Below are 25,627 nucleotides of genomic sequence, written 5' to 3'. Positions count from 1 at the left end.
AGAATCTACCAGTAGATAAGCTTATGTTTAGATCCAATAAAAGCGGTGAAAATATTCATCCATTAAGTGAGATGTTTAATCGTCATTATTGGTTGCAAATTGGGTTGATTGCGCTGTCGATTATTATCGGTATTGCATGTAGTGCTTGGGTCATTAAAGGCTCACTGCTCAAAACAGCACTTGAGCAAGAAATGGAACATTACTGGATGCGCATTGATCGTAATCCCAGTGCTGATCTACCTGATACAAAAAATCTATATGGCTATCGCTGGCTAACTAAAGATCCACCTTTAGCGTTTAAAAACCAAACTTTAAAACAAGGTGTTCACCGAGTCTTCGTCGATGGTAAAGATCGAATGACAGTTTATGGTGAAAGAAATGGACAACATGTACTGCTTGTTTTTGGTGAAAGTAACGTCAACAAAATTGTGTGGATGTTTGGTTTAGCGCCGTTAATGTTCAGCTTGATTGTACTGTATAGCATCTTATGGTTTTCAAATCGGCGAGCTAAACGTTATTTTTCACCGATTACACGTCTGGCAAATGCTTTAGATCATATTGATTGGGCGCATCAAAATAAAGAAGCTTCGCCCTTTCAAGGCATTAGTACCAACGGCAATCTGGAAGCTGAATATTTAAAACAGGCATTAGAAAAATATCATCAAGTTTTAAACGATTTCATCAACCGAGAACGTGAGTTTACAGGAGATGTAAGCCATGAATTGCGCACACCACTCACGATTTTAAAAGGCAATGTGCAGCTTTGTCAGGTTAAGTATGGGGAAGATAAAGCATTGCATCGTATTTCTAATACCATTGAGGATATGCAATTGCTTGTGGAAACCTTATTGGCGATCGCACGCAATACCACCAATACCTTAACTGCCGAACAAACCCGATTATCCAATATAATTAGTGATTTGCTAAAGGATCTAGAGTCTGTTAGCCAAAGCAAAGGCGTTCAAATTTTTGTTCACTATGACCCTCAAGTGTTACCTCGACTGATTTATCCCTCAATGACTAAAATGGTGCTGAGTAACATTCTTCGCAATGCATTGAATTATTCTCAAGGATCTAATATCCATATTATTCAACGCCAAAATAGTATTGTGATTGCTGATAATGGGATTGGCATTGAAATGCCCAATGATCGTAAAGTTCAGGAGTTAAGCTCACAATTTCAACTTACAGCCAAAGGGCATGGGATTGGTTTACAACTGGTTAGAAAGTTATGCACTCAGTTGGGATGGAGAGTTGAGCTATTTGACCGCCAATATTATTTAAGCACTCATCCACATTTACAATTAGAAAATACAACCGGTTTAATTGTTGTGGTGTATATGAATTAATGAGTACTCAAATCAAACGCAACTTTTAAGCCAACGCCTGAAATGGTATGGATCAGTTTCTCTTGAAATGGCTTATCAATCATTTTTCTTAAGTTATAGATATGACTACGTAATGCATCACTTTCAGGTTCTTCATCACCCCATAGTTCGATCACAATTTCTTGTTTAGTAATGACTTTGGGAGAGTTTCTCATCAAAATTTTAAGTAATTTGAACTGAATGCGGGGCAGCTCAATCGACTGACCTGCACGCGTTACGGTTTGAGTCGAACTATCTAAAATCAAGTCATGAATTTGGATTTTACTTGTTGATACTTCGCCAAGAGAACGCTTAATAAGTGCCCGAATACGCATCACCAACTCATTAAAATCAAAAGGCTTGATTAAATAATCATCTGTTCCTGCGGTGAAGCCCTTTAGTTTATCATCCAATGTGTCTCTGGCCGTTAACATGAGAATTGGAATATCTTTTCCTTGATCAGTCCTCAGCCATTCACATAAATCATAGCCTGAACCATCGGGTAAATTAATGTCGAGTAAAAGTAAATGGTAAGGGTTTGTTTTTAAAAAATTGCGTGCAGCATCTAAATTACGGGCATGATCAATGACAAAGCCATGTTGTTCTAGAAACTCACAGACTGTTGCAGCAAGCTCGAAGTGATCTTCGACCATAAGAATAAATTGATTGTTCATAATAATTTGATCAAGTTATAGATTTAGTAATTGTTGCTTTAATTTAGCATTAAATGGTGAGTCCCCAAACCATATTTTAAAGTATTGATTCGCTTGAGAATCAGTAATTGTACCTAAGCGTTTTTGGTTCAGAGACAAGCTTAACTGTTTGCTCATTTGGTCATAATTTAAAGTGTAGAGATCGCCCTTTTTTACGGGGTGATATAATGCAGTAATTTTGTTTAAAACAGATTGGTCTGAAAAATTACTAACATTCTTCTTAAGGTAGTAAGTGGCCGCTTTTTTAAATGCCCATTCTGGAATATTTTGGTTATAAGAAAAATCTAATCTAATATTTTGATTTTCCCAATTTTGACTGCAATTATTGGCATAATAGCTTACTGATCCCACATTTTTTGTCGTGACGACAAGGGGAGCTGTTTTACATAGTTGCGTATTTGCATGTACTAAGCTTAAAGGTGTGATAAGACATGTGACGCTCAGTCCAATTTTTCTTAAATAATTAAGCATTTCGCACCTCTACTTTTATATTTAATTCAACAATCTATAGCTGTTCATGAATCTTATTTACTAGGCTGAATTTAAACTATTTTTTAAATGGTAAAAGCAAGGAATAAGCATTTCCTACATAGGGTAGAGAACGATATAAACCATTAGCAGGGTCCCAATAATCTTGCTGAAAAATGATCAAACCCTTGTTGTTAATTTTGATTTGGCTAATTCCATATGAGGACATCGTTTTTATACGTCCAAACATTTTGAAGTCATACACCATATGCCAATGAATATAGGCAGAATCATCTGTGTGCGTTGCACTGATTAATTTTACTGAGACATTGCTGACATGTTCATTCATTCCTCCAAAATGTTTAATCAGCTCATTTTTTGTGGAAAATTGGGAAAGGGTATCATTGATGTATAAATGATCTGCGTAGAGTCTGCCTGTATTTTTGACAAAATCAACGGTTCCCATTGTATTAAAGGCGGAAACAAAACGCTGACCGATAAGTAAGGCTTGTTCATCATTCAATAGAATTCCTGAGATTTCCTTATTTGCCTTATCATAGTCAGCGCTATAGCTTGGTATACTTTTACAGGCAACCAAAGAAAGTAAGGTCAGTGCAGAGAGGGTCACAGTTCTTAGAAATGTCATATTGCTAAACTCACGCCATTTTAAAACTAGCTTAAAAGCAGAGGCGTGAATATGATGTGAAATAATAATGTACGGATAAAGAACCAGTTTTCTGATTTGCTAGACAATAATTTATATTTTTACTTTAATATTCATATAATTTTAAAAATAAAAAGGAAATCTAATGATTTCCTTTTTGCCTAAATCGACCAAAGTTATTTAAGGCTTGCTTGACGTTGCGCGATGTATTTTTCGTTAAAGAATCCACCCAATGGGATAAAGGCAAGAATAAATAATCTAAGCAACTCTATTCCTGACCAAACCGATGCGGTGCGAACCAAGTTCCAAAGATAGAATAAAAAAGCCAGACCATGAATTGGCCCCATAATTTTTGTCGCAATGGGTAAATCAAACGCGTACTTTAATGGAATCGCCACAACAAATAAAAGTAATAAAGTCACTGCTTCGAGTACAGAGGCAAACCGCATCTGTTGCAATTTTTTTGTCATCGCGCTCATAACATAGCTCCAGGAGATTGATAAAAGAATAAAAATTAACGAAGCATATCATCTTTAGGAACTATCGCATTGATATTGTTGGTAACGATTCTTATTTAATCAATTATATAAAAAAGTATAGATTATCTTGTCTATATAAATTTCTAATCTTGATCGTAAGCCTTTTGAACCAGTCTAAATCATCTTTTACTTATGAAAATAAAGCCAAAATCAGAATAAGTAGCAGATATTGCACGGAAAAATGACTGTTTTCAGGCAATAAGTAGGTTGTTTTTATCATGTCGAAAATTGTGAATAGAGAGTTTATGCAACTTGTTGCATAAAAACTTTTATCCCGATATGATGAAGCGAATTTAAAGAAAGCGAAATGCTTATTATTTCTAAAACTAATTTTATCTATTTGAAATAAAGGATATAATTGATGTCAAAACTTCCAGACATAATGAAAAATCTGAGACTCCCTGTTATTGCATCTCCTCTATTTATTATTAGTACACCCAAGCTCGTGCTGGCTCAATGTAAAGCAGGGGTGATTGGTTCAATGCCTGCATTGAATGCACGTCCAGCAGAGAAATTGGAGGAATGGCTTAAAGAGATCACGGAGGGAATCGCTGAACATAATGCTTTGCATCCAGACCGCCCAGCTGCACCATTTGCAATTAATCAGATTGTCCATAAAAGTAATAATCGTCTTGAACATGACATGGAACTGATCGTCAAATACAAAGTACCGATTGTGATTACATCTTTAGGTGCACGGACAGAAATCAATGATGCTACACATAGTTATGGCGGTGTGGTCTTACATGATGTCATCAATAATACCTTTGCCAAAAAAGCCATAGAAAAAGGGGCGGACGGCTTGATTGCAGTTGCAGCAGGTGCAGGTGGTCATGCAGGCGTGAAGAGTCCATTTCCGTTAATTCAAGAAATCCGTGAATGGTTCGATGGGCCTTTAGCTTTGTCAGGTGCAATTTCTACGGGTGATGCGATTCTAGCTGCCCAAGCGATGGGCGCAGATTTTGGTTATATTGGTTCGGCCTTTATCGCGACACATGAAGCCAATGCGACTGAGGCTTATAAGCAAGCTATTGTTGATCATAATTCAGATGAAATTGTCTATTCCAACTTGTTTACGGGCGTACATGGCAACTATCTGGCGCCAAGTATTCGTGCTGCGGGACTTGATCCAGCCCATTTACCAGAAGGTAATTTAAAAGATATGGATTTCAGTACACCAAATGATGATGGTTCACAGCATAAAGTTAAACCTTGGCGTGATATTTGGGGATGTGGTCAGGGCTTAAATGCAATTAAAGCCACTACGTCGGTTGAAGAATTAGTTGAGCGTCTTGAAAGAGAATATCTGGCTGCAAGAAAGCGCTTAATGCTTTAAGGTTTAATCTATAGGGAGTTATATTTTAACTCCCTATTTTTTCCTTTGTCCTAAATACGTTGAAACACCAACCCTGCATGATCTGATAAACGCTGAATGAATCGATCGTCAAACATCGTTGCAGGTGTCCAAAAACCGCCATCACGACTCATTTTTTCACCCGACTTGGCATGATCAATTGCGAGGCTCAATGCTGCTTGTCCCAGCATTTTTCCTGTAGAGCCATAACCTGGATCTCGATCACCTGTAACTTTAATTTTTAGGCTTTGTCCTGTGTCGGTTTTTCCAACAAAGCGCAAGTCAAACCGACCTGCCAATTGTTGCTCAGGCGTAGGGCCTTCTCCAGGTTTTGGTAAAAGGTAGCGTTCCATCACCTGACTTACAGGTTTACTGACAGCAGCAAGCATAAATGCAGCTAAGCCAGAAACGACGCCTAATGCTTTTAAGCGTCCTTTCAATCCTTCACCTGTCAAAATCGCTTCGTTATAACTAAAGTTGTTGCCATAAGCATTGCCAGACAATGCGTTGGAACGGTGTACCACACGTTCATTGACAGCGGCCATCACAAAAGGCGCAATCCATGCATTAAAATCAGGGTCTAATTTGGCACTTTTAATATAAATTTGTCTTTGTGTATTGCCATGATCTGCAGGGCAAAGGATGTAGGGATTAAGCAGATCTTTTCGAAGCGCAGGGTCAGCCGCAGCCTCTTGAATCACATTAATCAAACTAGCGACTGTACCACCAGATGCTCCACCTTTTAAGGTTTTAACTCGCATGCTAACTTGCGTTGCAGGTGTAGAAAACTGTTGCTGCGCTTGCTGTTGCAGATAATAAACACCCATATCAGATGGAACTGAATCAAAGCCACAACAATGCACAATACGCGCACCTGATTGTTGTGCCTGAGTTTCATATTTGGTGATCATTTGTTTAATCCACTGGGTTTCTCCAGTCAGATCACAATAATCGGTGCCATTGTTTACACAGGCTTGAATTAGCGGTTCACCATATAGAGCATATGGACCAACTGTCGAAACCACTACACGTGTTTGGGCACAAAGTGCATCGAGTTCGGTTTGATTATTGGCATCGGCCACCAAGATTGGGACAGATTGTCCAACTGAGCCAAGCGTATCTTTAACTTGTTGTAATTTCTGTTGAGAGCGTCCTGCAATCGCCCAATAAAGTGGTTCTTTGTGAGTGGCTAAGTATTCTGCGAGATATTTTGTGAGGATCTGCCCGACAAAACTAGTCGCTCCGAAGACAATAAGATCATAATTTGGCTGAGTCATTGTAAGTTTTTCCTTAACTGTTCTATAGATTGAATTTTTTAAAGTGCTTTAAGTAAATGTAGCACTACTTGTGCGGCTTAAATCAGATCTAAGCGAAGAATCTTGGATGCCCCAAGTTCATCTAATAATTAGCCGAGACAACCACCATGCCATACAAGTTTGATGTTTCGAGGCACAAGTTTCTGCATAAAAGAAACCAGATCGGCTTGAACCAAGGTATGCTGCCATTGGTCATCAACAACATGTAACATGGTCACTTAGACTCAGTCTAAATCTGGATTGATCCCGAAACGATCGTAATAGCCATCTTTGGGAACTTTAACTTTGTGTTGCCCAAACTCAACTTCAGTAAACTGTTTATTGCTCTTCATATGCATAAACCTTTGATTGACCCAATTAAGATCACTATAAGATTAAAGCCAACTTTAATGTCAAGCCACAAATTTTGATATTTGAAAGGTGAAAGGCGTATTCGTTGAAACAATGTAAAGAAAATCGGCGCTGAAAAAACTTTAGATCGTAGAAAAAATATTTGATCTCAATGAGTAAGCCTATTCACTTTAGCTTTATTTTTAAATCATAAAATTACATTTTTATTATCAGAATGGGACTAAAAGCATTGACCTTAAAGCCAACTTTAACCTTAGTATAGGGGGACTGTCCATATGGATGTTCGTTAAAAATATGAAATTCCAGCGCAATCCATTACAACATAGATCATGACTCGACAGTGTAATTCTTACACAGGAGAAATAAAGATGGCATTTGTTACAACAAAAGATGGTGTAGATATTTTTTATAAAGATTGGGGACCTCGAGATGCTCAGGTCTTATTTTTCCATCATGGCTGGCCACTCAGTTCAGATGATTGGGATGCCCAATTATTATTCTTTTTAAATGAAGGTTTTCGTGTAGTCGCCCATGATCGCCGTGGACATGGTCGTTCCAGCCAAGTTTGGGATGGTCACGATATGGATCATTATGCTGATGATGTTGCAGCTGTGGTGAAACATCTTGGGATTAAAAACGCGATTCATATTGGCCACTCAACGGGTGGTGGTGAGGTAGCTCACTATATTGCACGTCATGGTGAAGCACATGTTGCTAAAGCTGTACTGGTAAGTGCTGTACCGCCCATCATGGTAAAAACGCCAAATAACCCTGATGGTTTACCGAAAGAAGTCTTTGACGACTTGCAAAATCAGTTATTCAAAAATAGATCACAATTTTATTATGATTTACCTGCAGGCCCTTTTTATGGTTTTAATCGTCCAGATGCAAAACCATCTGAACCAGTCATTTGGAATTGGTGGCGTCAAGGTATGATGGGTGGTGCCAAGGCACATTATGATGGGATTGTGGCTTTTTCTCAGACCGACTTTACTGAAGATTTAAAAAAGATTTCAGTACCTGTACTGGTTATGCATGGTGATGATGATCAGGTTGTACCTTATGAAAATTCTGGGGCATTGTCCGCCAAACTGGTACAAAACGGAACCTTAAAAACCTATAAAGGGTTCTCGCATGGGATGCTTACAGTCAATGCAGATGTTATTAATCCAGACCTATTGGCATTCATACGGGCATAAGCTGTATTGATTGCAATACAATTAAAAAATAGAGGCCATATGCCTCTATTTTTTATTTTCAATATTTTTCGGAGATTGTAGCTGCTGCAAGTTTATAACCTAGTTCGATTTTTCAAATAAATTTATACAAAGCAATAAAACCTATTGACATTAAAGTTTACTTTAATCTTAAAGTAAGCACATACTCAAAGAGGTTTCAAAAATGAAAGTATTTGAAAAATTAGTTTTCCCGAATGGTTCGCAGATCCCCAACCGTATTGCAAAAGCTGCAATGGAAGAAAACATGGCCGATTTAAACCATGCACCATCTGAACAACTGATGCGTTTATACCAAGCGTGGGCAGAGGGTGGTGTCGGTCTGATCATCACGGGCAACGTGATGGTGGACCGTCGTGCCATGACTGGACCGGGTGGTGTTGTATTGGAAGATGAAAAGTATTTGGATACTTTCAAGCGCTGGGCACAAATTGCTCGTTCTAAAGGTGCACAAGCTTGGTTGCAAATCAATCATCCAGGGCGTCAAATGCAATCCAATTTAGGTCAAGAAACTTGGGCACCATCCGCCATTGCACTCGATCTAGGGAAAATGTCAAATCGTTTTAATACACCAATTGAAATGAACCAAGACATGATTGATGAAGTGATCCAACGTTTTGCCAATACTGCACGATTAGGAGAACAGGCTGGCTTCACTGGTGTAGAAATCCATGCAGCCCATGGTTATTTACTCAGTCAGTTTCTTTCACCACTGAGTAATAAACGCCAAGATCAGTGGGGTGGTACTTTAGAAAATCGGGCTCGTATTTTGATTGAGATTGTCAAAGCAGTACGAGCTGTAGTTTCAGACACATTCACCGTTGCGGTGAAACTCAATTCTGCTGATTTTCAACGTGGCGGTTTTAGTGCGGAAGATGCGCAACAAGTGGTCATGATGTTAAACGAACTGGCTGTTGATCTGGTTGAGTTATCTGGTGGGAGTTATGAAGCACCTGCAATGCAAGGGCAGGCACGTGATGGACGTACTTTGGCACGAGAAGCTTATTTCTTAGAGTTTGCCCAAGAGATTGGTAAAGTTGCCAAGATGCCTGTCATGGTAACTGGTGGTATCCGTCGTAAACAGGTGGCAGAGCAAGTGATTGAAAGTGGTGTTGATATGGTCGGGATTGCCACAGCACTTGCGATTGATCCCAATTTACCAAATGAATGGAAACAAGGGCAAAATAACGCACCTGAACTCCAACCGATCACATGGGAAAATAAAACTTTAGCATCGCTTGCCAACATGGCAACAGTGAAGTTCCAGTTAGGTAAACTCAGTTTGGGTAAAACGACCAATCCAAAGGTATCGCCATTATGGGCATTGGCTTTACAGCAAACAGCAATGACTTGCCGTACCCGCCAATATAAAAAACGGATGCGTAGCTATTCATTTGCTTCATAACATAAGCGAACAAGTCGCCAATGTTAAAATAGCTTGATTGATCAAAAGCCAATTATAGAAAAATCTGTAATTGGCTTTTTTATGGAAAAAATGATTAAAAAATTTTTGAAAGGGAAAAATAATTCCTGACAATACAAATATCCGCTTTCGGATTGAAGCGGATATTTTGTGCATAAATTTATTTTTTATTAACTTTAGCTTGATCCAGCGCAGGATAAGGAACTGGCATATTCAGTGCCAATTGAGCATCTTTCACAACATCAAGACGTAGAATTTTACCTGCTCCTAAATCATCAAGTAACTGACTCAGCGGACCACCGCTACGCACCAATTGTACATTTTTAGGAAATAAGCGCTGTCCAAATGCAAGTGTATTTGATTCAACAGAAGTGCTATGCCATTGACCATCGACGAGTTGATACATGGTTTTAGTTTCAATCCGTGATTGTGGTTTGACAGTCTTAATTTTAGGAACAGGAGCAGTCAGAGTTAAATCTGGCTTGCCATCCGTATTAAGAATATGTGCTTGCAGATTTTGAGTACCAATCTGCATATCAATCGGTGTTAACCATTTAGGCAATTGATAACCATATACACCACGCACACGGCCAATTTCAGTGTCTACAGGTAAGGCCAGTACATGCCCATAATACCTATGATGACGCATCGAACTGAGTAATTCGGTACTATTGAAGCGGTGTGCATTGGGTTGACGCACCACAATGGCAACAGAAACTTCATCATAGGGATCAACATCACCAACCGCATAAGAGAAGAAGGTGAGTGAAACTAAACCATAACCTGGAAATAGCTGTAGTGGCTCAAGCGGTACTGGCAGTTTGGCTTTTAGTTTTGCAATAGGTGCCAACATTAACACCTGCACATTGCTGGTACGGTAATAGAAATTTGGTGACCAGACTTTACCCACCCGTGTATCCACAAGCTTTTTAGGAATTGTACGGAAATAATCAATATTACCTGCTGCAGGGTCTTTGGCCACTTCGTCTAAATTTGGATTCATACGAAAGCGATCATAATAACCACCCTTGGGGACATTCACCTTATATGGTCCAAATTCAACGATTGTAGTCGGTGCTGTATTGGTACTGCCATTCATCTGGGGTGAGTTGAGTTCCGTTGCATAGGCTGCTGTAGCGAGTATTAAACCGATGGATATCGCAGATACTGAACGACGTAAATGAAGCTTGTTGAACATGATGTAGTTCCTCCTATAGATCTAACTAGAATGCTAAGATTAAAGTTGGCTTTAAGGTCAAGCGTTTTTGAATAATAAAATTGAATGGATCAATGCACCGAACGGATCGTGATAAAGTGTGAGGAGATAAAGCTAAATTTATATGAACATTAAAAAAACCAGATGATGAAATCTGGTTTTTTTAAAGAAAGCTCAATTTAAAGCATTTAAGCGTTTCACTACGGCTTGCGCAATTGCTTTACTGGATTGCGGATTTTGCCCCGTAATAATTCGATCATCAACGATGACGTAAGAAGTAAAGGGGAGAAAAGCACGTTTATAGTTTGCCCCACGTTGTATCAAACCATCTTGCAATGAAAATGGTACTTGAGATTTAATTCCGGACAGCGCTTCTTCAATATTGGCAAAACCTGTTACAGTCCGTCCTGCTATCAAAGCTTTACCGTTATTATCTTGGAGTGGCAATAACCCACCCACACCATGGCAGACTGCCGATAAGACACCACCTTGCTGGTAAATCTTTTCACTAATGTTCTTTAGACCTTGGTTCTGGGGGAAATCCCACATCGTACCGTGACCACCCGTATAATAAATTGCCTTGTACTGGGATGGATCAATTGCATTGGGTGCAAGTGTATGATTTAAACGTTGCATAAACTTAGGGTCTGCTAAATGAGCTTTGGCAGATTTGTCCATATAAATTGGCTTTAAGCTACGTTCATCCAAAGGAACAGCTCCACCTTGGGGACTGACAAAATCCATTTCATAACCAGCAGCTTCTGCAATGTCATAAAAATGAGTGAGCTCAGTCAACCATAAACCCGTGTGATCTGAACGAGTAGGGTAAGCAGAATGGTTGGTCATCACCACCAGAATTTTGCCTAGCGGTTTATGATGTAGATTTTGCACAGGTTCAACTGCAAAGGCTGAACTTAAACTCACAGAAAAGATCAGCATAAAAATATGGATAAACCTCTTTTGAAGATTCCAACGTTGCAACATGACAGGCTCCTTATTCATCACCTGTCAAATATCCTATGCTTAAAGTTGGGTTGAAGGTCAATCGTTTTTATGCGTTATTGATTCGTATCAAAGGTGCTTGATTTTAAGTTTCCAATAAAGCTTTAGGCCTTATCATTGTCGTAATAGAGATTGAGTAAACGCTGTGCATTTTCTTCACAGGTGATTTCGTCAGGTTTACTATTGATTGCAGTGATCATCATACGCAGGTTTTGTTTGCTGATGGCCAGTTTTTGTTCTAAATCTTCAATATCCTTGATTTTACTTTCCAACACACCAATCAAAATATCATGGTCCCAAGACGTCACATTTGAAGGCAAAAATGACTTAATTTCTGTCAAAGAAAAGCCAACTTGCTGTGCTTGTTGGATCAGGAATAACTGTTTCAGATCATTGTCACTATATTCCCGATAGCCATTTGATTTACGTTTAGCCTTGGGTAATAGTTTGATTTGCTCGTAATAACGAATTGTTGGGGTAGTTAAACCACTTTGTTTAGATAGTTCACTGATATTCATTGACTGATTTTTCTCTTGACATTAAAGCAAACTTTAAGCTTATAGTGATGCAAAAGCAAGATTAAAAATAAATCAAATAGCCGAGGTGAAAGATGTCAAAGCGTATTCTGCATGTTGTAACCAATGTCTCTGAATATAAAGGAATTCATCGACCAACAGGACTGTGGTTGGGTGAGTTGACTCATGCCTATGACGAGTTCGAAAAGCAAAATTATTTTCAGGATATTGTCAGTCCTTTGGGTGGCCATTCTCCGATTGAACCTAAATCATTAGAACGTTTCGTTGCTGATGCCTCTGTATTAAAACGTAAAAATGATCCTGCATTTATGCAATTACTCGAAACAACCAAAAAACCCTCTGAAATCAATTGGCAAGATTATGATGTCATTTATTACACAGGTGGCCATGGTGTGATGTGGGACTTTCTGGACAATGCTGAATTGCAGGACATCACCAAAAATATTTATGAGAAAGGTGGCATGGTGTGAAGAAGTGTTGGCTGGTGTAGCGAAGAAAGTTCCTTATAACGCTGAAGAGCTGGCGAAACAGCGTGGGGCGCATTATGAAAGAAAATTTATTCCTTTTGTACCGAATGTAGTTAGAGATCATAATTTGATTACTGGGCAAAATCCGTTTTCAGCACGTGTTACAGCAATTGCGATTATTGATGCTTTAAACAAAAAACAATAAACAATAAACAATAAATCCTATCGATGAATAAAAGACCGAATAAAGTGATTCAAAAATCACTTTATTCATCAAAGCAGCACATCGCTGCTGTACTCATTTTAGATGCCACTACGCGTCATATTCCGCATGCATTTGCGTATTTTGTCGCTGAGAACGTGCTAGCTCTAATGCAAGTGTTTCTGCTCGGTCAAATGCATTTTCTAAAGATTTTTGATGGCGAGTATCACCAAACTCTTGATACTCAGACACAATTTCATATATCTGCTCAACGCCTAGATATTTACTCAGTGTCCGTAAATGCGGTCGTAAATGTCCCATCTCAGCCCGAATACCGTCTTCTTCAAAACCAAACTCACCACTCGATGTAATCACGACGAGTGTTTTGCCTGAAAGTAATGGCTTTAAGGGAAAATCACCACGGGTGAGGTCAAAGTCAAACGTTTTATTAATACGGATAATTTGGTCAAACCATGCTTTTAAGTGAGCAGGCATACCATAGTTATACATCGGTGAGGCAATCACAATGGTATTTGCAGCAAACAGCTCGACAATCAATTGATCAGATAAGGATAAGATTTCTTTTTGCTCAGCTGTTCTTTTCTCCTCTGGTGTAAAAACAGCACCAATCCAGTCTTGGTTAATAAAAGCAGGTGGATTCATTCCGACATCCCGATAAATATATTCATCTATCATACCTTGGCTTTGCAATGCACTGATAAAACGATGTGCAATACTTTTTGAAATTGAATTATGAGCTGGATTGGGATTAAAAACCGCTCGGACACTGGCATCAATATGTAATACAGTTTTCATTTTGAGTACTCAACCTGTTCAAGATAAGGTCATCTTAAAAGCATCTTACTGACTGGACAAATGAGTAAATCAGGGTTATGAATGAGTTTAACTCAGCTATAAACTTAAACTCGGGGGGCCAAAACCTATGCAGGTTTCTTTACAAGCATTGAAAGCATTTGAATCTGCAGCCCGTTTAGGGAGTTTCAAATTGGCTGCTGAAGAACTATCACTTACACCAACTGCTATTTCTCATCACGTGAGTAATTTAGAAAGTCGCTTAAACGTTGATTTATTTTATCGGCAGGTTCGAAAAATCAGCTTAACTGAAACAGGTGAAAAATTAGCGATCGCCATTTCTAAGGGATTTCGAACGATTGAAGACGCATTAGAAGAGGTGAGTACAGCGGGAAGAGTGATTAAGATCACCACAACTTCATCCTTGGCTGCAATGATCTTGATTCCAGCCATGCAGACCTTTTCACAACTTTATCCAGAGATCGCGCTTGAAATTTCAACAGGGGAAAATCTGGAAAACCATTTGTCTGCACTTCCCATCCGCTATGGGGCTGTTGCATCCGTTTCCCCAACGGACATTATTAAATATGAGTCATTTAATGTATTTGCCGCCGTAGGGTTGCATAAAGAGAGTAGGTTGAAGCAGCCGATTACGCTGTTTAGCACTGAATGGAAAAATAAAACCTTGCCTAAGCCACCATTACAAACATGGCTTGACCACAATTCTTTGAATGGTAAAAAGATCAGCCTGCATCACTTTGACCAAGAAATTTTCGGTATTCAAGAAGCCTTAATGGCCAATGGCTGGGTATTTTGTTCTAGTACCTTGGTCAGTCGATTAATTCAGGCGAAATTGATCCAGCCACTGTCAACTAAATGCGTGCAATCAGAATTGTGTTATTACATACCAAACAAGGAACAATTAAAGCGTAGAAATCGGCATATGCATGAACTGATCGTGTGGATAGAAGCACTGTTAAATCAATAATTTATAATTTTCAGCATTACGCTTTTGAGCAATGGAATATAAAAAATGTGCTTATAAAAATAACAGTCAACAAAAGTTTGTACGATTCTTTCTTGATTTTATAAATGATAATTATTATCATTTGATTACACTTTGTTTTGAGTCAGATGATTGTGAACAAAACCCCTATGCTTGTAGATCAGTTATACAGAAACCATAGAGGCTGGCTTCATCAATGGTTGAGACAAAAAATAGGCAACACTGAGCAAGCCGCAGATCTGGTGCAGGACACCTTTATCAAATTACTGCAAACACGTGATGAGTTGTTGGGGATTAAAGAACCACGTGCTTATCTGACTTCTATTGCAAAAAACTTACTTATTGACCAAGTACGTCGCAAACGCATTGAACAAGCCTATTTAGATGGTTTGAGCCAGATGGAATACATGCTGGATGTGGTTGCTTCACCAGAAGATCAAATGCAAATCATTCAGGCACTTGACCAACTTTGTAAAGCTTTGGAAGATGTTTCTGCAAAAGCACAACAAGCATTTATCTTGCATTATCTAGAAGGCTATACCCATAAAGAAATCGCAGAGCAACTGGGCGTTTCGACCAAAATGATTCAAAAATATCTGGCAAGCTGTTTAATACGCTGTTATCAAACACGACTAGATATGGATGTCAGCATCTAAATGGCTATCGATAAACAAGATCACAATCAATTGGTCGAGGAGGCGGCATTATGGATTGTGCAATTAAGTTCAGATGATGAATCGACCCGCGAAAATGCACAATTAAAATTTAATCAGTGGAAGCAGAACAGTCAGCAGCATCAAAAAATTGCAGCGGATATTGAACAGTGTATTCGCTCGATTCAAAAGGTGTCTCAAACACCACAGCATAAAAAAGTTGTTAAATCAGCACTCAAAGCAGGTTTTGGATCTGCAAAAATATATAAACATGTTCGTGCAGGAAGTGCATTTGCCATTGCATTCGTTATCGTCAGCGGCAGTTCTCTGTATGTATCTGATACTTCTATTGCCTATCTAAGCGCTGATGTTCGCAGCGATTCAGCACAATGGACAACACAAACCTTACAAGATGGCTCTCGCTTAATTCTGCGGGGGAAAAGTGCAGTCAATATTGATTTTCAGGCAAAGCAAAGAGTGGTTGAATTGGTTCAAGGGCAAGTCTATGTTGATGTTGCCAAAGATCCGAATCGACCGTTTTTAGTCAAAACCAAACATGGGCAGATTCAAGCACTTGGAACAGCTTTTAGCGTGGCTTTTACGCCTTCAGCAACAGAGTTAAAAATGTTGCACTCGCGAGTACGTGTACAGTCTACAGCACATGGTTATACAACTCAGCAGGTGATAGTCAATGCAGGGCAAGCCGTCAGTATGAATCAAAATGGCGTGCAATCATTACCCGCACTGAATATTTATAATGAACAACAAAAATGGAATAAACATCAATTGATGGTAGAGGATTTACCGCTTGATCAGGTGTTAAAAGAATTAGATCAAAATTATAAAGGCAAAATCTTGTTTAATGCCGAAGTACTACACGACATCCAAGTGAATGCTGTGTTGCCATTAGATCAAACACAGGATGCACTTAAATTATTAGCAACTGTATTTCCCAACTTAAAGGTATATCAAGTTACACCATATCTCATTGTTATTTCATTAAAAAAATAAAAAAATCCTGTATTTTCATATCCAAAATGAATAAATTTTAAAAAATTTTTTAATTTTTTTTAAATTTAGGTTCCACTTTTTTCAAAGCTGTTCGTCATAGTAAGTAGAAGCAATAAATTTGGATCATTTTATTCAAACATATTGAATGATTCTTATTTCTATTTACTGGGGCGGCAAAATGAAGAAAGTTGTAAAGGGTCAAATGCAAAATCGGAACTTATTTCGATTTTCGACACTCGCATTTGCGATACATACAGTTTGTATTGGTGGCTTAACTTTGCCTTTACAACAGGCTTATGCTGAAACAGTTGGGATAAAAACCTACGATATCTCAGCGGGAACCTTAGCCAATGTCTTGAATCAATTTGCTGAACAATCTGGTACCGCTATTGCAATTGATGCCCAGCAGCTAAAAGGGCAATACAGTTCTGGTTTAAAAGGAAACTATGCAATAGAACAAGGCTTCCAACATATTTTAGCATCTTCAACATTTTATGCAGTAAAAGTGGGACAAGGTTACACTCTGGCGAAAAAAACCACTCAACATGCCAATACCGCGTCCGTTGCTACAACTACAGTTCCAAACAAGACAGCGTCTGTACCGACTCAGGATGATGAGGTTTCAGTTCGTTTGACCCCACTTGTTGTTTATGGTCAAGAAGATCGTGATACTCAGGGCAGCAACAGAGTTTATGATGCCAATCGCTCTTCAGTCTATGCAGGAAAAGACTATATTGAACGCTTTAAAGGCACCAATCCTGCCGATGTTTTACAAGGTATGGTTGGCGTTTATAGCGGTGATGCCCGAAATAGTGGCGCATTGGATCCGAGTGTTCGTGGCGTACAGGGTGTAGGTCGCGTTCCATTGACCATCGATGGCACTGAGCAGTCGATTGCAGTATGGCGCGGCTATAATGGCGTGAATAACCGAAATTACATCGACCCTAATTTGATTGCTGGCATTGAAGTTATTAAAGGGCCATCGTTAGAACGAAATACCACAACTTCAGTGGGTGGTGGTGTTGTGGTCAAGACCTTGGAAGCGGATGATATCGTTCGCCCAGGTAAAACATTCGGTGCAGAGTTAAAAGTAGAAGGTTCAACCAACTCTATTGACCCATCGCTTCCTGACATGAGCAAGGTTGGCAAGAATTATAATGATACAACCCCTTGGAACAATGTGGATGGCAAACAGTATGACCCTGATATTTATAAGAAGAACCGAACTAAAAATGATAACTCCAACTTCTCGGGGGATGATCTAGCAGGTCGACTTGCCTTGGCAATGAAGCAGGATAAATTTGATTTATTGGCAGTTTATGCGGTTCGTGAACGTGGCAACTATTTTTCGGGTACGCATGGGTCGGGCTACTATAAACGGGCAGAACCAAGTAATAGTCTCGATTTTATTCCTTATTTTGCTCATTCCTATAAGCCAGGTGATGAAGTTCCGAATACCTCAAGTCAGATGGAGTCATGGTTATTCAAAGCAAACTATCGACCAACTGATGACCAAGCCCTAAAATTGACCTATCGAGACACCAAAAATAGATTTGGTGAAATCATGCCTTCACGAATTGAATGGGGGCTAACACCTGAAATTGGTGTACCACAGTGGCCTCTCAGTGACATTCGTTCCAAAGCCTATAGCTTGGAGTATAAGTTCAAACCCGAAACGAATCAGTGGGTCGACTTCTATGCCAATATTTGGCAAACCGATACAGAAAGCCAAACCTATACACGCGGTGGTTGGCCAACGACGATTGATTTTCGGGACAATCGCATTATCAATACGGCAATCAGCCATTCTGACAACCGCCGTCAGGGCATTAATATCAGCAATAAAGCCCTATTAACGGACCAACTTAATTTAACCTTAGGTGGCAGTTTCTTAAAAGAAAAACTGACTTCTGATGATGTCTATGGTGAATACGGTCCAATGTATAGTCTATTTCAGGCTTTACCACGAGCAGGACGACGTGAAGAAAAAACCTTTGATTTTAATTTTAACTATCGTCCTGCCTCTTGGTTAAGTTTTGATGCGGGTATGCGCTATCGCTCATACTGGGCCTTTGATGATTTCTTAAATAAATCCTTGAGAGATGGGGGCGATCCTGCATTAAACCCATTATTTACCAAGAAAAGTAAACTCAAAGAATATAGCTTTGAATATGTGACGATGCCTGAAAGTTACAATGCTCAGCAGCAACGTCTGCTGGACCGATTCTCACAACGTTATGCCACCAAAAATCCAGACTGGGATGGTAAGTTAGAGAGTGTACCTGCATCAGAAACACAGCTGTATAACCTGATTTGGACACTGAAAAATACACTCACGTGGAAGGCAGATGAAAACGGTCATTTGGCTTTGGCTGATAATGTATTAGATCGACTAAATGCTCTAGGTCAAAAATATGTGATTACTGGCAATGGCAATCTGAGTCCTGCAGTGATTGAACAGGTTCCAATTGAGTCTGCTCAGAAAGTAAGAGACAGTGGCTGGGCACCTCAGCTCGGTGCATCCATTCATTTGACTGATAATAATCGGCTCTATGTACGTTATGCAGAAGAGTATCGCTTACCCAGCTTATTTGAAAGTACAGTCGGTTTCTCTGCGATGATGCCATATCAAGCGATTAAACCCGAACACGCGTTTAATTATGAAGTGGGTTATGTCTATGACATGCGTGACTGGTTAAGCTCAGCACGAAATGCCGATATTAAACTGGCGTATTACTACAACAAAACCAAAAACGTGATTGAGCGAAATCAAAATCTGATTTTCACCAATATGGATGAGCAAAAACTTTCCGGCCTAGAACTGCAAAGCCGTTTTGATAATGGTGCTTTTTTTACCGATTTAAGTTTGGCTTATAACCTCAAAAATGAAGTCTGTGACACCAATAGCGCCATCGATAAAATGATTAACAGCGGTACTGTACAAACAGATCAGGGGATTCAATTCCGTGATGCTTACCAACGCTGTGTCGATGATGGCTTTCCAAATGGTTATCTCGTCACCATGTCGACACCAGAACTCAGTGCACATGCCTTGTTAGGCGCACGTTTTCTAGATGAAAGATTGGAACTGGGTGCCCGAGCAACCTTCTACAAAGGCTATGAAAGTCCGCTGCGTAAGAATAACGATGCGGGTATCAATAAAGGCTATTACCTCAACGTACCGCTGGCTTGGGATGATACTTGGATTTTTGATGCTTATGCACGCTACCAAGTCGATACCTATAACACGGTTGAATTTGTTGGAAATAACCTTTCAAACCAATTCTATATCGATCCTCTCACTCGGAGTGCAATGGCTGCACCAGGCCGCACGCTAAAAGTCAGCTGGACAACTAAGTTTTAACACAGAATTTAATTTCCTCTTTTAAAAAGTGGGAATTAGATGGATGTAAATAATAAGTTTGAATGATTATTATTTACAAAATCAAGGGTAGTAATAGATCCAACTGCTCATACAACTAAATAGATAACGATATCGTTATCTTCATTGAAACAATAACTTAGCTTTAGAAAAATGGAGTAACAATAAATGAAAATCTCTCAACTGTTCATCGGTCTTGTTGCATGTTCTGCTGTATTTGCTCATGCAGGTATTGAAGGTGCTTCTAGTAACGAAGCAAATATCAAAGTCGGTGCGGCAGCAAGTGCTAGTCATCCGGGTGGTGCAGCTGCAGTTTCTGTGCAGGCGGCAGGTGCACCATATAACGCTTTTACAGGCTTTAGTTCACTAAAAGGTTTAGCGCAAGCATTTTCTGCGCAAGGCACAAGTAATACGAATGTCACTGTAGGTACCAAGACATTTAATATCTCTCATATTCCTGTATCGGCAATGCCGCCTTCACATAGTGCTTTAGGTAACTTTAATTTTGGTCAAGTCGGCACGCAAGAAGTTTATTTCGGTGAATGGTGGAAAGCGGGTGATACACCTGCAAGCGCAAGCCATACGGTTTATTACGCAGGTGACAATACCAATACCACAGTACCAACTGCAGGTACTGCGACGTATACCGTTGCAGGGATTAACGGCTCGGCAGCCAATCTGTTAAGTGGTAATTTTACTGCAAACTTCGGTGCGGGTACTTTGGAAGGTTCATTAGCTGGAACAGGTACAACCGTTTCAAACGTAACGCTTGATGGTGTGACGTTTAATCCAGGTTCAGCTGCATTTAGCGGATTTGCAGTTGCAAATGGTACAGCTGGCTTAAATGACTCAGGTATTGTTCAAGGACATTTCTTTGGTGCAAATGCTGCTGCTTTAGCGGGTATCGCGAAATTTGACAATGTTTCTTATAACACTGCATTTGGCGGTGCGAAGAACTAATTATAGCGAAAGGAATCTACAACTGTAGATTCCTTTTTCTTGCTTAAGACTTAATGATTTTATTTTTTGTTTTACGGTTTTTATGAAAAGAACATTGCTGTGCTGTCTGACTCTATTGGCTACTTCATCACTCTATGCAGATGATGATACTCAACTTCGCCTGAATCAAAGCTTGGATCAAAATTTATTACAACAACAGCACCAACTACAACAACAAGGCACAATTCGTGATACCGAGAAACTACCTAGTATTCTTATCAATGGCCAAATTTTTGCGGTAGAGAAAAATCAAGATGATTTGGCAAAAGCCCTCTATTTGGCTGTCATGCAAAAACAATGGGGCAATGCTGCGGTTTATTTAAAGCATTATCAGCAATATCAAGACTATGATCAGGCTTTAACTGATTTTGCCGAAGGGGCATTGGCACGTGCTCAGGGTCAGCTCAAATTAGCCGAGCAAAAATTTCAAAGCAGTCTCAATAAACAACCGAATAATCTTATTTGTGAACTAGAGTTAGCGCGCGTGCTGTTTGAACAGCAGAAGAACAAAGAAGCAGCACGCCTTTTTACATCAATTCAAAACAAACTGGGACAGAGTGATCGTGCGGTGATACCGCCAGAAGTAGAACAAACGGTTAATCTGTTCGTCAAAGCACTCGATCAGCGGGATTCATGGCAAGGCAGTGTCGCGATTGGTCCATCCTATGCCACAAATCTGAATAGTTCTTCTGAACAAAGTAAAACATGGACGTTATATGGCATTGACGATAAGGGCAATGCGACTCCCATTCAAGAAATTACCCGTGGCAGCCCTAAAGCAGCATCAGCAACAGGTATGGACTATGAAGCCAGTTTAATGAAACGCTTTTCTCTCTACGGCAATCATGGGGTTTCCTTACGTGGGCTAGCTTATGGACAGTCCTATGATGATCATGCCGACTATAACGAATCCACACTAAATATTAATGCAGGCTATAGCTTTCTCGATTTAAAAAATCAGATCAGCATTGCACCATTGTTTGAACATAAACGTTATGCAAATGACGGTTTATACAATGCATGGGGTGCACGTGCTGAATGGATGCGATTTATTGCCGCAGACAAAGCATTCAAGCTCGAAGCTGAAATCAAAGATCTAGATTATCAAAAATATAAGACATTAGATGGTAAAGAAAGCTCAGCGATGTTCACGTTTTGGAAGATTCTACCTAAGCAATGGACATTATTTAGTGGACTGGATGTGCTTGATCATGACACTCAAGAAAAGTATATGGCAGCCTATCAGCAGCAAGGCATTCGTTTAGGCTTAAGTAAGTCTTGGAATGTCGGGTTGAATACCACCTTATTCAGTTCATATCGCTGGCGGCAGTTTGATCAATATGTCGAGACATTTGCGGCCCGCCGTCATGATTTTGAACAAAATTATACCTTTGTTGTGCAGATGCCCCGATTTAAATTTTACGGCATGACACCAAATCTGACTTATCGTTATAACCACAACAGTAGCAATGTGGATTGGTTATATTCCTACGATAAACACAATGTCAGCTTGAAGCTTGAGCATCGTTTTTAAGGGGGATGACGATGAAATCAAAGCTCCAATATCTAGCTTATGAGTTGACCTCAAAACCACCATCTATTTTGGTTTTGGCACATTCCAATCATAAGTCGATCATTGTATTGCTGGTCATTGCGCTGCATCTAATAGGATTATGGTTTCTGAGTCATTTTATTGAACCTTACACTTTGGCTACTTCACCGAAAGTAAATGCACTCAAGGTACGTTTTGTGTCCTTAGCACCATCAGAAAATCTATCTCCTCATACAACGGCTCAAAGTGCCATTGCTCAGCAACCCAAACAACAACACTTAAAAAAACAATCTGCACCTCGTGCTACGCAACAAAGTGCTGAGACCATCGAGCAAAAGAGATTCATTAGTCAAAATGCAACGAATACGGTGCAGAAGAAACAGCCGAATAAAAAAGATCACTCCGTCGCATCTCAATCAACACAAATTGTTGCCGTTCAGTCCGTAGAAAGCAAAGCGTTTAAACAACAGATACAGACTGGTCAACAATCTACTGCGGTGAATGAAAATCAGCAAATGCATAAAGCGCAATCTGAAGAAAATCAATCACGCCCGAGTGGTGTAAAAACACCCGCAGCGCAACAGGAGCTAAGTCGAGCACCTGAAAGCCAAGTTCAGAATGATGAACCTATCCAAGTCAGTAGTGTCGATGTGCTCAGTTTTGGAAAGTTTAGCTACGATGATCGCGAGCTCAGACAACAAACTCGTATGGTGGAGTTACGTTTACGCATCAATGAAAACGGACAGCCTATCGATATCCAATTAAAACAAAGTTCAGGTATTGCCAGTTTAGATGAGCGCGTTCTAAACGCAGCCCGTCAGTCCAAATTCAAACCCTACAAAGTCAATGGCCAAGCAGTGGTTATTGTCGTTGATTTCCCAGTGCAACTTAAACTCAGTCGGGACAACCGATGAGCAATATTCTTTCTTCAGGAGAATGATAATGAACGCAGCAACAGAACAAATGGTCGCCAATAGCCTTTCTCAACGTCTAAAGCAAGAAACGGCAGCAGAACATGAACGAATGCATCGCTTAATGGCTCAGGCAGATGTCTTTGCAAGCAAAGAAAAATATGCGCAATTCACGTTGTCTCAATATTATTTTCAGCAAGAAATTGAGCATCTTTTTGAACAAGAAGGTGTGGCTGGATTAATTCCAGATCTCGGTATCCGTGGTCGCTCTCAGCAAGCTTTTGAAGATTTACAAGATTTGGGTGTTCAACCCGCAGGGCAGCCATTGCAAAGTGCAGCGGTTAAATTACCTGAAGCTCTCGGCTGGATTTATGTCTCAGAAGGGTCAACCTTAGGCGCAGCTTTTTTATTTAAAGAAGCCCAAAAAAGTTTAGGTTTCTCTGAAACATTTGCGGCGCGTAATCTCGCGGCGTATCCAGAGGGACGTGCCAAGGTTTGGAAACGCTTTGTCCAAGCACTTGATGATGCTGACTTTGACTCAGTTTTACAGGATCGCGTGGTGCAAGGTGCTTTAGATGCTTTTGGCTATTTTGGAAATGCATTAATCCAGTTGGATGAGTTGAAATAAACAAGTGGATTGAGCATCGCTAGGGATGGAGAATATTGATCGCATGAATAATGATGTGAAAACAGATATTTTGTCACAACCGCCACAGCCAGCAAGCAAATTAGCACGCTCAGTTTGGTGGCGATTATTCTTTATCTGCCTCGCCTGGTTGTGCATTGGACTCGGTATTCTTGGAATTTTTATTCCGGGATTACCGACCGTTGACTTTATTTTATTGGCTGTTTTCTTTGCAGCTAGAGGGTCAGAAAAGCTGCATCAATGGTTTCTAAATCATCGTCTTATTGGTCCAATCATCAAAGAATGGCAAGAAAATAGACGTATTCCCAAAAAAGCCAAATATATTTCGACGATAAGTATGAGTGTAGCTGCTGGGATTATGATCTGGACCATTCCACATCCTTGGGTTGTTTATCCTCTTGTGGCGTGTATGGCAGCAGTATTAATCTGGATGTGGTTGAGAGATTAGACCACAAAGCCGATTTCTGGAATGAAGTGAACCTAAATCACTAAATTTGAAATAAATCACATCCATTATCCAGCCAAGACAGAACTCAATACCAATGAGCAAGCAGCCCTAGGCGGCTTGCTCTTTTATCTATCGGTATAATAAAATTATTTCACTATTTGCTTCGGTTGTAAGATTGCTGAGATGTATAAAGCTATATTCTTTGATATTGATGATACTTTGCTTGATTTTAGTGTAGCCAACCGTTCTGCATTTGTGAAATCGTTTGGAGAGTTTAATTTACAACATGATGATTTGACCTATTCTACTTATAAAAATATTAATCATCAGTTATGGGAAAAACAGAAGTTAGGTCAAATTACTGTACAGAATGTGATTGATTATCGATTTAAAGAATTATTTTTGGCTTTAAATATCGAATTAGATCATGATCATTTTCGAGATACTTTCCAAGGAAATTTAGCCAAAGAACATACACTTGAGGATGGGGCTGCTGACGTAATTCAGTACCTGAGCCAAAAATATAAGCTATTTGCAGCATCCAATAGTTTTCTGAATCAACAAAAGTCACGTTTGGGCCTTGCGGGGCTGTTATCACATTTTTCTGATTTGTTTATTTCAGATGACATCGGATATGAAAAACCAGATCAACGTTTTTTTGAAATCTGTCTGCGTCGAAGTAATATCGCGAAAGAAGAAGTTTTATTCATTGGCGATAGTTTAGAAGCTGATATGAAAGGGGCGGCATCCTGTGAGATCTCGACCTGTTGGTACAACCCTAAGAATTTACCCAATCGTTATGATTTAAATCTTACCCATACAATTCAACATCTATCTGATTTAGCAAAAATTTTATAAATCAAGATGATCTGGCTGATGAGATTTAAGATTAATCAAAATCAGCCAGTAACAGACCGCAGGAATAAGAGCGAACAATAAGGAAAAACCGTCTTGATAGATCAACCACCATCGTTGAGTGACTTGACCTGTATGAGCCCAGCTCAACAATATCAAAAACGGTGCTGCGATAAGTAGTGAGCTTAAACAGATAGAGAAAAAATTCAGATATTGGTAACGATTGAGAATGACAGAGAATAGAAAGGAAAATGGAACAGTTAAGATACAATAGGCAAGATAAACGAGCAGGTGTGCTGCAATCACCGTCAGTATCGAATAAAGTTTAAATTCGTTATTTATCACGATAAAGAGGAATGCAATGATAACGAGAAAGGGAAGAGGAGCAAGTAATAATGATTTTAGAATGATAATCTTTTTATATTTCACAAACACCCTCAATGCATTTTAATTACATATTGCATAAATTAATTTTGAATTTCGTAACTCAATCTGCTC

General features: G+C 39.5%; 25 protein-coding genes and 2 pseudogenes. 15 read left to right on the top strand and 12 right to left on the bottom strand.

Going from position 1 to position 25,627, the window contains the following annotated elements; genetic code table 11:
• Positions 1-23 precede the first annotated feature (23 nt).
• Positions 24-1,349: a sensor histidine kinase gene (locus F887_RS08875; protein ID WP_005294195.1), complete on the top strand. Its 1,326-nt coding sequence runs from the start codon at positions 24-26 to the stop codon at positions 1,347-1,349.
• Here F887_RS08875 and F887_RS08880 read toward each other — a convergent pair.
• The 4 genes from F887_RS08880 to F887_RS08895 form a co-directional block, all read right to left on the bottom strand.
• Positions 1,346-2,041 (bottom strand): response regulator transcription factor, encoded by a 696-nt coding sequence (locus tag F887_RS08880; RefSeq protein WP_005294193.1) that lies wholly within the window; start codon positions 2,039-2,041, stop codon positions 1,346-1,348. The genes F887_RS08875 and F887_RS08880 overlap by 4 nt on opposite strands.
• A 15-nt stretch (positions 2,042-2,056) precedes the next feature.
• Complete coding sequence (locus tag F887_RS08885; protein WP_005294191.1) at positions 2,057-2,551, bottom strand: chalcone isomerase family protein; 495 nt, start codon at positions 2,549-2,551, stop codon at positions 2,057-2,059.
• 76 nt (positions 2,552-2,627) lie between these two features.
• Complete coding sequence (locus F887_RS08890; RefSeq protein WP_005294190.1) at positions 2,628-3,194, bottom strand: nuclear transport factor 2-like protein; 567 nt, start codon at positions 3,192-3,194, stop codon at positions 2,628-2,630.
• Between the two features lie 194 nt (positions 3,195-3,388).
• Positions 3,389-3,691, bottom strand: coding sequence for a DUF3817 domain-containing protein (locus tag F887_RS08895; RefSeq protein ID WP_005294188.1), 303 nt, complete (start codon positions 3,689-3,691; stop codon positions 3,389-3,391).
• A 421-nt stretch (positions 3,692-4,112) separates the two neighbouring features.
• On the opposite strand from F887_RS08895, the gene F887_RS08900 reads away from it, so the two are divergent.
• Positions 4,113-5,087 (top strand): NAD(P)H-dependent flavin oxidoreductase, encoded by a 975-nt coding sequence (locus tag F887_RS08900; protein WP_005294186.1) that lies wholly within the window; start codon positions 4,113-4,115, stop codon positions 5,085-5,087.
• 50 nt (positions 5,088-5,137) lie between these two features.
• On the opposite strand, the gene F887_RS08905 is transcribed toward F887_RS08900, so the two are convergent.
• The 3 genes and pseudogenes from F887_RS08905 to F887_RS18940 form a co-directional block, all read right to left on the bottom strand.
• Entirely contained in the window at positions 5,138-6,382 is a 1,245-nt protein-coding gene (locus F887_RS08905) for a saccharopine dehydrogenase family protein (protein ID WP_005294184.1), read from the bottom strand.
• 128 nt (positions 6,383-6,510) lie between these two features.
• Positions 6,511-6,639, bottom strand: coding sequence for a hypothetical protein (locus tag F887_RS18885; RefSeq protein ID WP_265596639.1), 129 nt, complete (start codon positions 6,637-6,639; stop codon positions 6,511-6,513).
• A gap of 9 nt (positions 6,640-6,648) precedes the next feature.
• Positions 6,649-6,753 (bottom strand): annotated as a pseudogene (locus F887_RS18940) (acetoacetate decarboxylase); the annotation flags it as partial.
• Between the two features lie 387 nt (positions 6,754-7,140).
• On the opposite strand from F887_RS18940, the gene F887_RS08910 reads away from it, so the two are divergent.
• Together F887_RS08910 and F887_RS08915 are read left to right on the top strand one after the other, a co-directional pair.
• A complete protein-coding gene (locus F887_RS08910) occupies positions 7,141-7,971 on the top strand; it encodes an alpha/beta fold hydrolase (protein ID WP_005294178.1) in 831 nt (276 codons plus the stop codon).
• 202 nt (positions 7,972-8,173) lie between these two features.
• On the top strand, positions 8,174-9,412 hold the full coding sequence (locus F887_RS08915) for an NADH:flavin oxidoreductase/NADH oxidase family protein (protein ID WP_005294176.1): 1,239 nt from the start codon (positions 8,174-8,176) through the stop codon (positions 9,410-9,412).
• Between the two features lie 178 nt (positions 9,413-9,590).
• Here the strand turns inward: F887_RS08915 and F887_RS08920 are convergent, their stop codons facing one another.
• The 3 genes from F887_RS08920 to F887_RS08930 all read right to left on the bottom strand — a co-directional run bounded on the left by F887_RS08920 (position 9,591) and on the right by F887_RS08930 (position 12,166).
• Positions 9,591-10,628: a hypothetical protein gene (locus tag F887_RS08920; protein WP_005294172.1), complete on the bottom strand. Its 1,038-nt coding sequence runs from the start codon at positions 10,626-10,628 to the stop codon at positions 9,591-9,593.
• Positions 10,629-10,820: 192 nt separating this feature from the next.
• Positions 10,821-11,630 (bottom strand): type 1 glutamine amidotransferase domain-containing protein, encoded by an 810-nt coding sequence (locus F887_RS08925; protein WP_005294170.1) that lies wholly within the window; start codon positions 11,628-11,630, stop codon positions 10,821-10,823.
• A gap of 122 nt (positions 11,631-11,752) precedes the next feature.
• Positions 11,753-12,166 (bottom strand): MerR family transcriptional regulator, encoded by a 414-nt coding sequence (locus F887_RS08930; protein ID WP_005294167.1) that lies wholly within the window; start codon positions 12,164-12,166, stop codon positions 11,753-11,755.
• A 92-nt stretch (positions 12,167-12,258) separates the two neighbouring features.
• On the opposite strand from F887_RS08930, the pseudogene F887_RS0117970 reads away from it, so the two are divergent.
• Positions 12,259-12,856 (top strand): annotated as a pseudogene (locus F887_RS0117970) (type 1 glutamine amidotransferase domain-containing protein).
• Positions 12,857-12,964: 108 nt separating this feature from the next.
• Here the strand turns inward: F887_RS0117970 and F887_RS08935 are convergent.
• Complete coding sequence (locus tag F887_RS08935; RefSeq protein WP_005294161.1) at positions 12,965-13,669, bottom strand: FMN-dependent NADH-azoreductase; 705 nt, start codon at positions 13,667-13,669, stop codon at positions 12,965-12,967.
• A 127-nt stretch (positions 13,670-13,796) separates the two neighbouring features.
• Between F887_RS08935 and F887_RS08940 the strand changes: the two genes are divergently transcribed.
• From F887_RS08940 to F887_RS08985, 10 genes are all read left to right on the top strand, one after another.
• Entirely contained in the window at positions 13,797-14,654 is an 858-nt protein-coding gene (locus F887_RS08940; RefSeq protein WP_005294159.1) for a LysR family transcriptional regulator, read from the top strand.
• Positions 14,655-14,806: 152 nt separating this feature from the next.
• Positions 14,807-15,328 (top strand): sigma-70 family RNA polymerase sigma factor, encoded by a 522-nt coding sequence (locus tag F887_RS08945; protein ID WP_171067398.1) that lies wholly within the window; start codon positions 14,807-14,809, stop codon positions 15,326-15,328.
• Complete coding sequence (locus tag F887_RS08950; RefSeq protein ID WP_005294153.1) at positions 15,329-16,336, top strand: FecR family protein; 1,008 nt, start codon at positions 15,329-15,331, stop codon at positions 16,334-16,336.
• Between the two features lie 202 nt (positions 16,337-16,538).
• On the top strand, positions 16,539-19,700 hold the full coding sequence (locus F887_RS08955; RefSeq protein ID WP_322782744.1) for a hemophilin receptor HphR: 3,162 nt from the start codon (positions 16,539-16,541) through the stop codon (positions 19,698-19,700).
• Positions 19,701-19,886: 186 nt separating this feature from the next.
• The gene (locus tag F887_RS08960) at positions 19,887-20,678 is read left to right on the top strand and encodes a Slam-dependent surface lipoprotein (protein ID WP_005152951.1); all 792 of its coding nucleotides are present in this window, start codon (positions 19,887-19,889) and stop codon (positions 20,676-20,678) included.
• Positions 20,679-20,784: 106 nt separating this feature from the next.
• On the top strand, positions 20,785-22,251 hold the full coding sequence (locus F887_RS08965; protein ID WP_171067465.1) for a hemophilin secretion modulator: 1,467 nt from the start codon (positions 20,785-20,787) through the stop codon (positions 22,249-22,251).
• A gap of 11 nt (positions 22,252-22,262) precedes the next feature.
• Positions 22,263-23,183: an energy transducer TonB gene (locus tag F887_RS08970; RefSeq protein WP_005294144.1), complete on the top strand. Its 921-nt coding sequence runs from the start codon at positions 22,263-22,265 to the stop codon at positions 23,181-23,183.
• Between the two features lie 25 nt (positions 23,184-23,208).
• Positions 23,209-23,808, top strand: coding sequence for a biliverdin-producing heme oxygenase (locus tag F887_RS08975; RefSeq protein ID WP_171067464.1), 600 nt, complete (start codon positions 23,209-23,211; stop codon positions 23,806-23,808).
• 25 nt (positions 23,809-23,833) lie between these two features.
• Positions 23,834-24,274 carry a YbaN family protein gene (locus F887_RS08980; protein WP_005294138.1) on the top strand — a complete coding sequence of 147 codons (441 nt, stop codon included), beginning with the start codon at positions 23,834-23,836 and terminating at the stop codon, positions 24,272-24,274.
• Positions 24,275-24,457: 183 nt separating this feature from the next.
• Positions 24,458-25,132, top strand: coding sequence for a YjjG family noncanonical pyrimidine nucleotidase (locus F887_RS08985; protein WP_005294136.1), 675 nt, complete (start codon positions 24,458-24,460; stop codon positions 25,130-25,132).
• Here F887_RS08985 and F887_RS08990 read toward each other — a convergent pair.
• On the bottom strand, positions 25,127-25,558 hold the full coding sequence (locus F887_RS08990) for a hypothetical protein (RefSeq protein WP_005294134.1): 432 nt from the start codon (positions 25,556-25,558) through the stop codon (positions 25,127-25,129). The genes F887_RS08985 and F887_RS08990 overlap by 6 nt on opposite strands.
• Positions 25,559-25,627 lie beyond the last annotated feature (69 nt).

The sequence above is a fragment of the Acinetobacter sp. NIPH 2100 genome (genome assembly GCF_000369805.1).
GTDB lineage: Bacteria > Pseudomonadota > Gammaproteobacteria > Pseudomonadales > Moraxellaceae > Acinetobacter.
This window is presented reverse-complemented; position numbering and strand designations above follow the sequence as displayed.

Excerpts from the sequence above, each read along its gene's own strand:
- F887_RS08885 (WP_005294191.1), bottom strand. The coding sequence starts at position 2,551 with ATGCTTAATTATTTAAGAAAAATTGGACTGAGCGTCACATGTCTTATC.
- F887_RS08980 (WP_005294138.1), top strand. The coding sequence starts at position 23,834 with ATGGAGAATATTGATCGCATGAATAATGATGTGAAAACAGATATTTTG.
- F887_RS08900 (WP_005294186.1), top strand. The coding sequence starts at position 4,113 with ATGTCAAAACTTCCAGACATAATGAAAAATCTGAGACTCCCTGTTATT.
- F887_RS08970 (WP_005294144.1), top strand. The coding sequence starts at position 22,263 with ATGAAATCAAAGCTCCAATATCTAGCTTATGAGTTGACCTCAAAACCA.
- F887_RS08955 (WP_322782744.1), top strand. The coding sequence starts at position 16,539 with ATGCAAAATCGGAACTTATTTCGATTTTCGACACTCGCATTTGCGATA.
- F887_RS08880 (WP_005294193.1), bottom strand. The coding sequence starts at position 2,041 with ATGAACAATCAATTTATTCTTATGGTCGAAGATCACTTCGAGCTTGCT.
- F887_RS08930 (WP_005294167.1), bottom strand. The coding sequence starts at position 12,166 with ATGAATATCAGTGAACTATCTAAACAAAGTGGTTTAACTACCCCAACA.
- F887_RS08960 (WP_005152951.1), top strand. The coding sequence starts at position 19,887 with ATGAAAATCTCTCAACTGTTCATCGGTCTTGTTGCATGTTCTGCTGTA.
- F887_RS08950 (WP_005294153.1), top strand. The coding sequence starts at position 15,329 with ATGGCTATCGATAAACAAGATCACAATCAATTGGTCGAGGAGGCGGCA.
- F887_RS08910 (WP_005294178.1), top strand. The coding sequence starts at position 7,141 with ATGGCATTTGTTACAACAAAAGATGGTGTAGATATTTTTTATAAAGAT.
- F887_RS08915 (WP_005294176.1), top strand. The coding sequence starts at position 8,174 with ATGAAAGTATTTGAAAAATTAGTTTTCCCGAATGGTTCGCAGATCCCC.
- F887_RS08895 (WP_005294188.1), bottom strand. The coding sequence starts at position 3,691 with ATGAGCGCGATGACAAAAAAATTGCAACAGATGCGGTTTGCCTCTGTA.
- F887_RS08905 (WP_005294184.1), bottom strand. The coding sequence starts at position 6,382 with ATGACTCAGCCAAATTATGATCTTATTGTCTTCGGAGCGACTAGTTTT.
- F887_RS08875 (WP_005294195.1), top strand. The coding sequence starts at position 24 with ATGTTTAGATCCAATAAAAGCGGTGAAAATATTCATCCATTAAGTGAG.
- F887_RS08935 (WP_005294161.1), bottom strand. The coding sequence starts at position 13,669 with ATGAAAACTGTATTACATATTGATGCCAGTGTCCGAGCGGTTTTTAAT.
- F887_RS08920 (WP_005294172.1), bottom strand. The coding sequence starts at position 10,628 with ATGTTCAACAAGCTTCATTTACGTCGTTCAGTATCTGCGATATCCATC.
- F887_RS08890 (WP_005294190.1), bottom strand. The coding sequence starts at position 3,194 with ATGACATTTCTAAGAACTGTGACCCTCTCTGCACTGACCTTACTTTCT.
- F887_RS08925 (WP_005294170.1), bottom strand. The coding sequence starts at position 11,630 with ATGTTGCAACGTTGGAATCTTCAAAAGAGGTTTATCCATATTTTTATG.
- F887_RS08940 (WP_005294159.1), top strand. The coding sequence starts at position 13,797 with ATGCAGGTTTCTTTACAAGCATTGAAAGCATTTGAATCTGCAGCCCGT.
- F887_RS08985 (WP_005294136.1), top strand. The coding sequence starts at position 24,458 with ATGTATAAAGCTATATTCTTTGATATTGATGATACTTTGCTTGATTTT.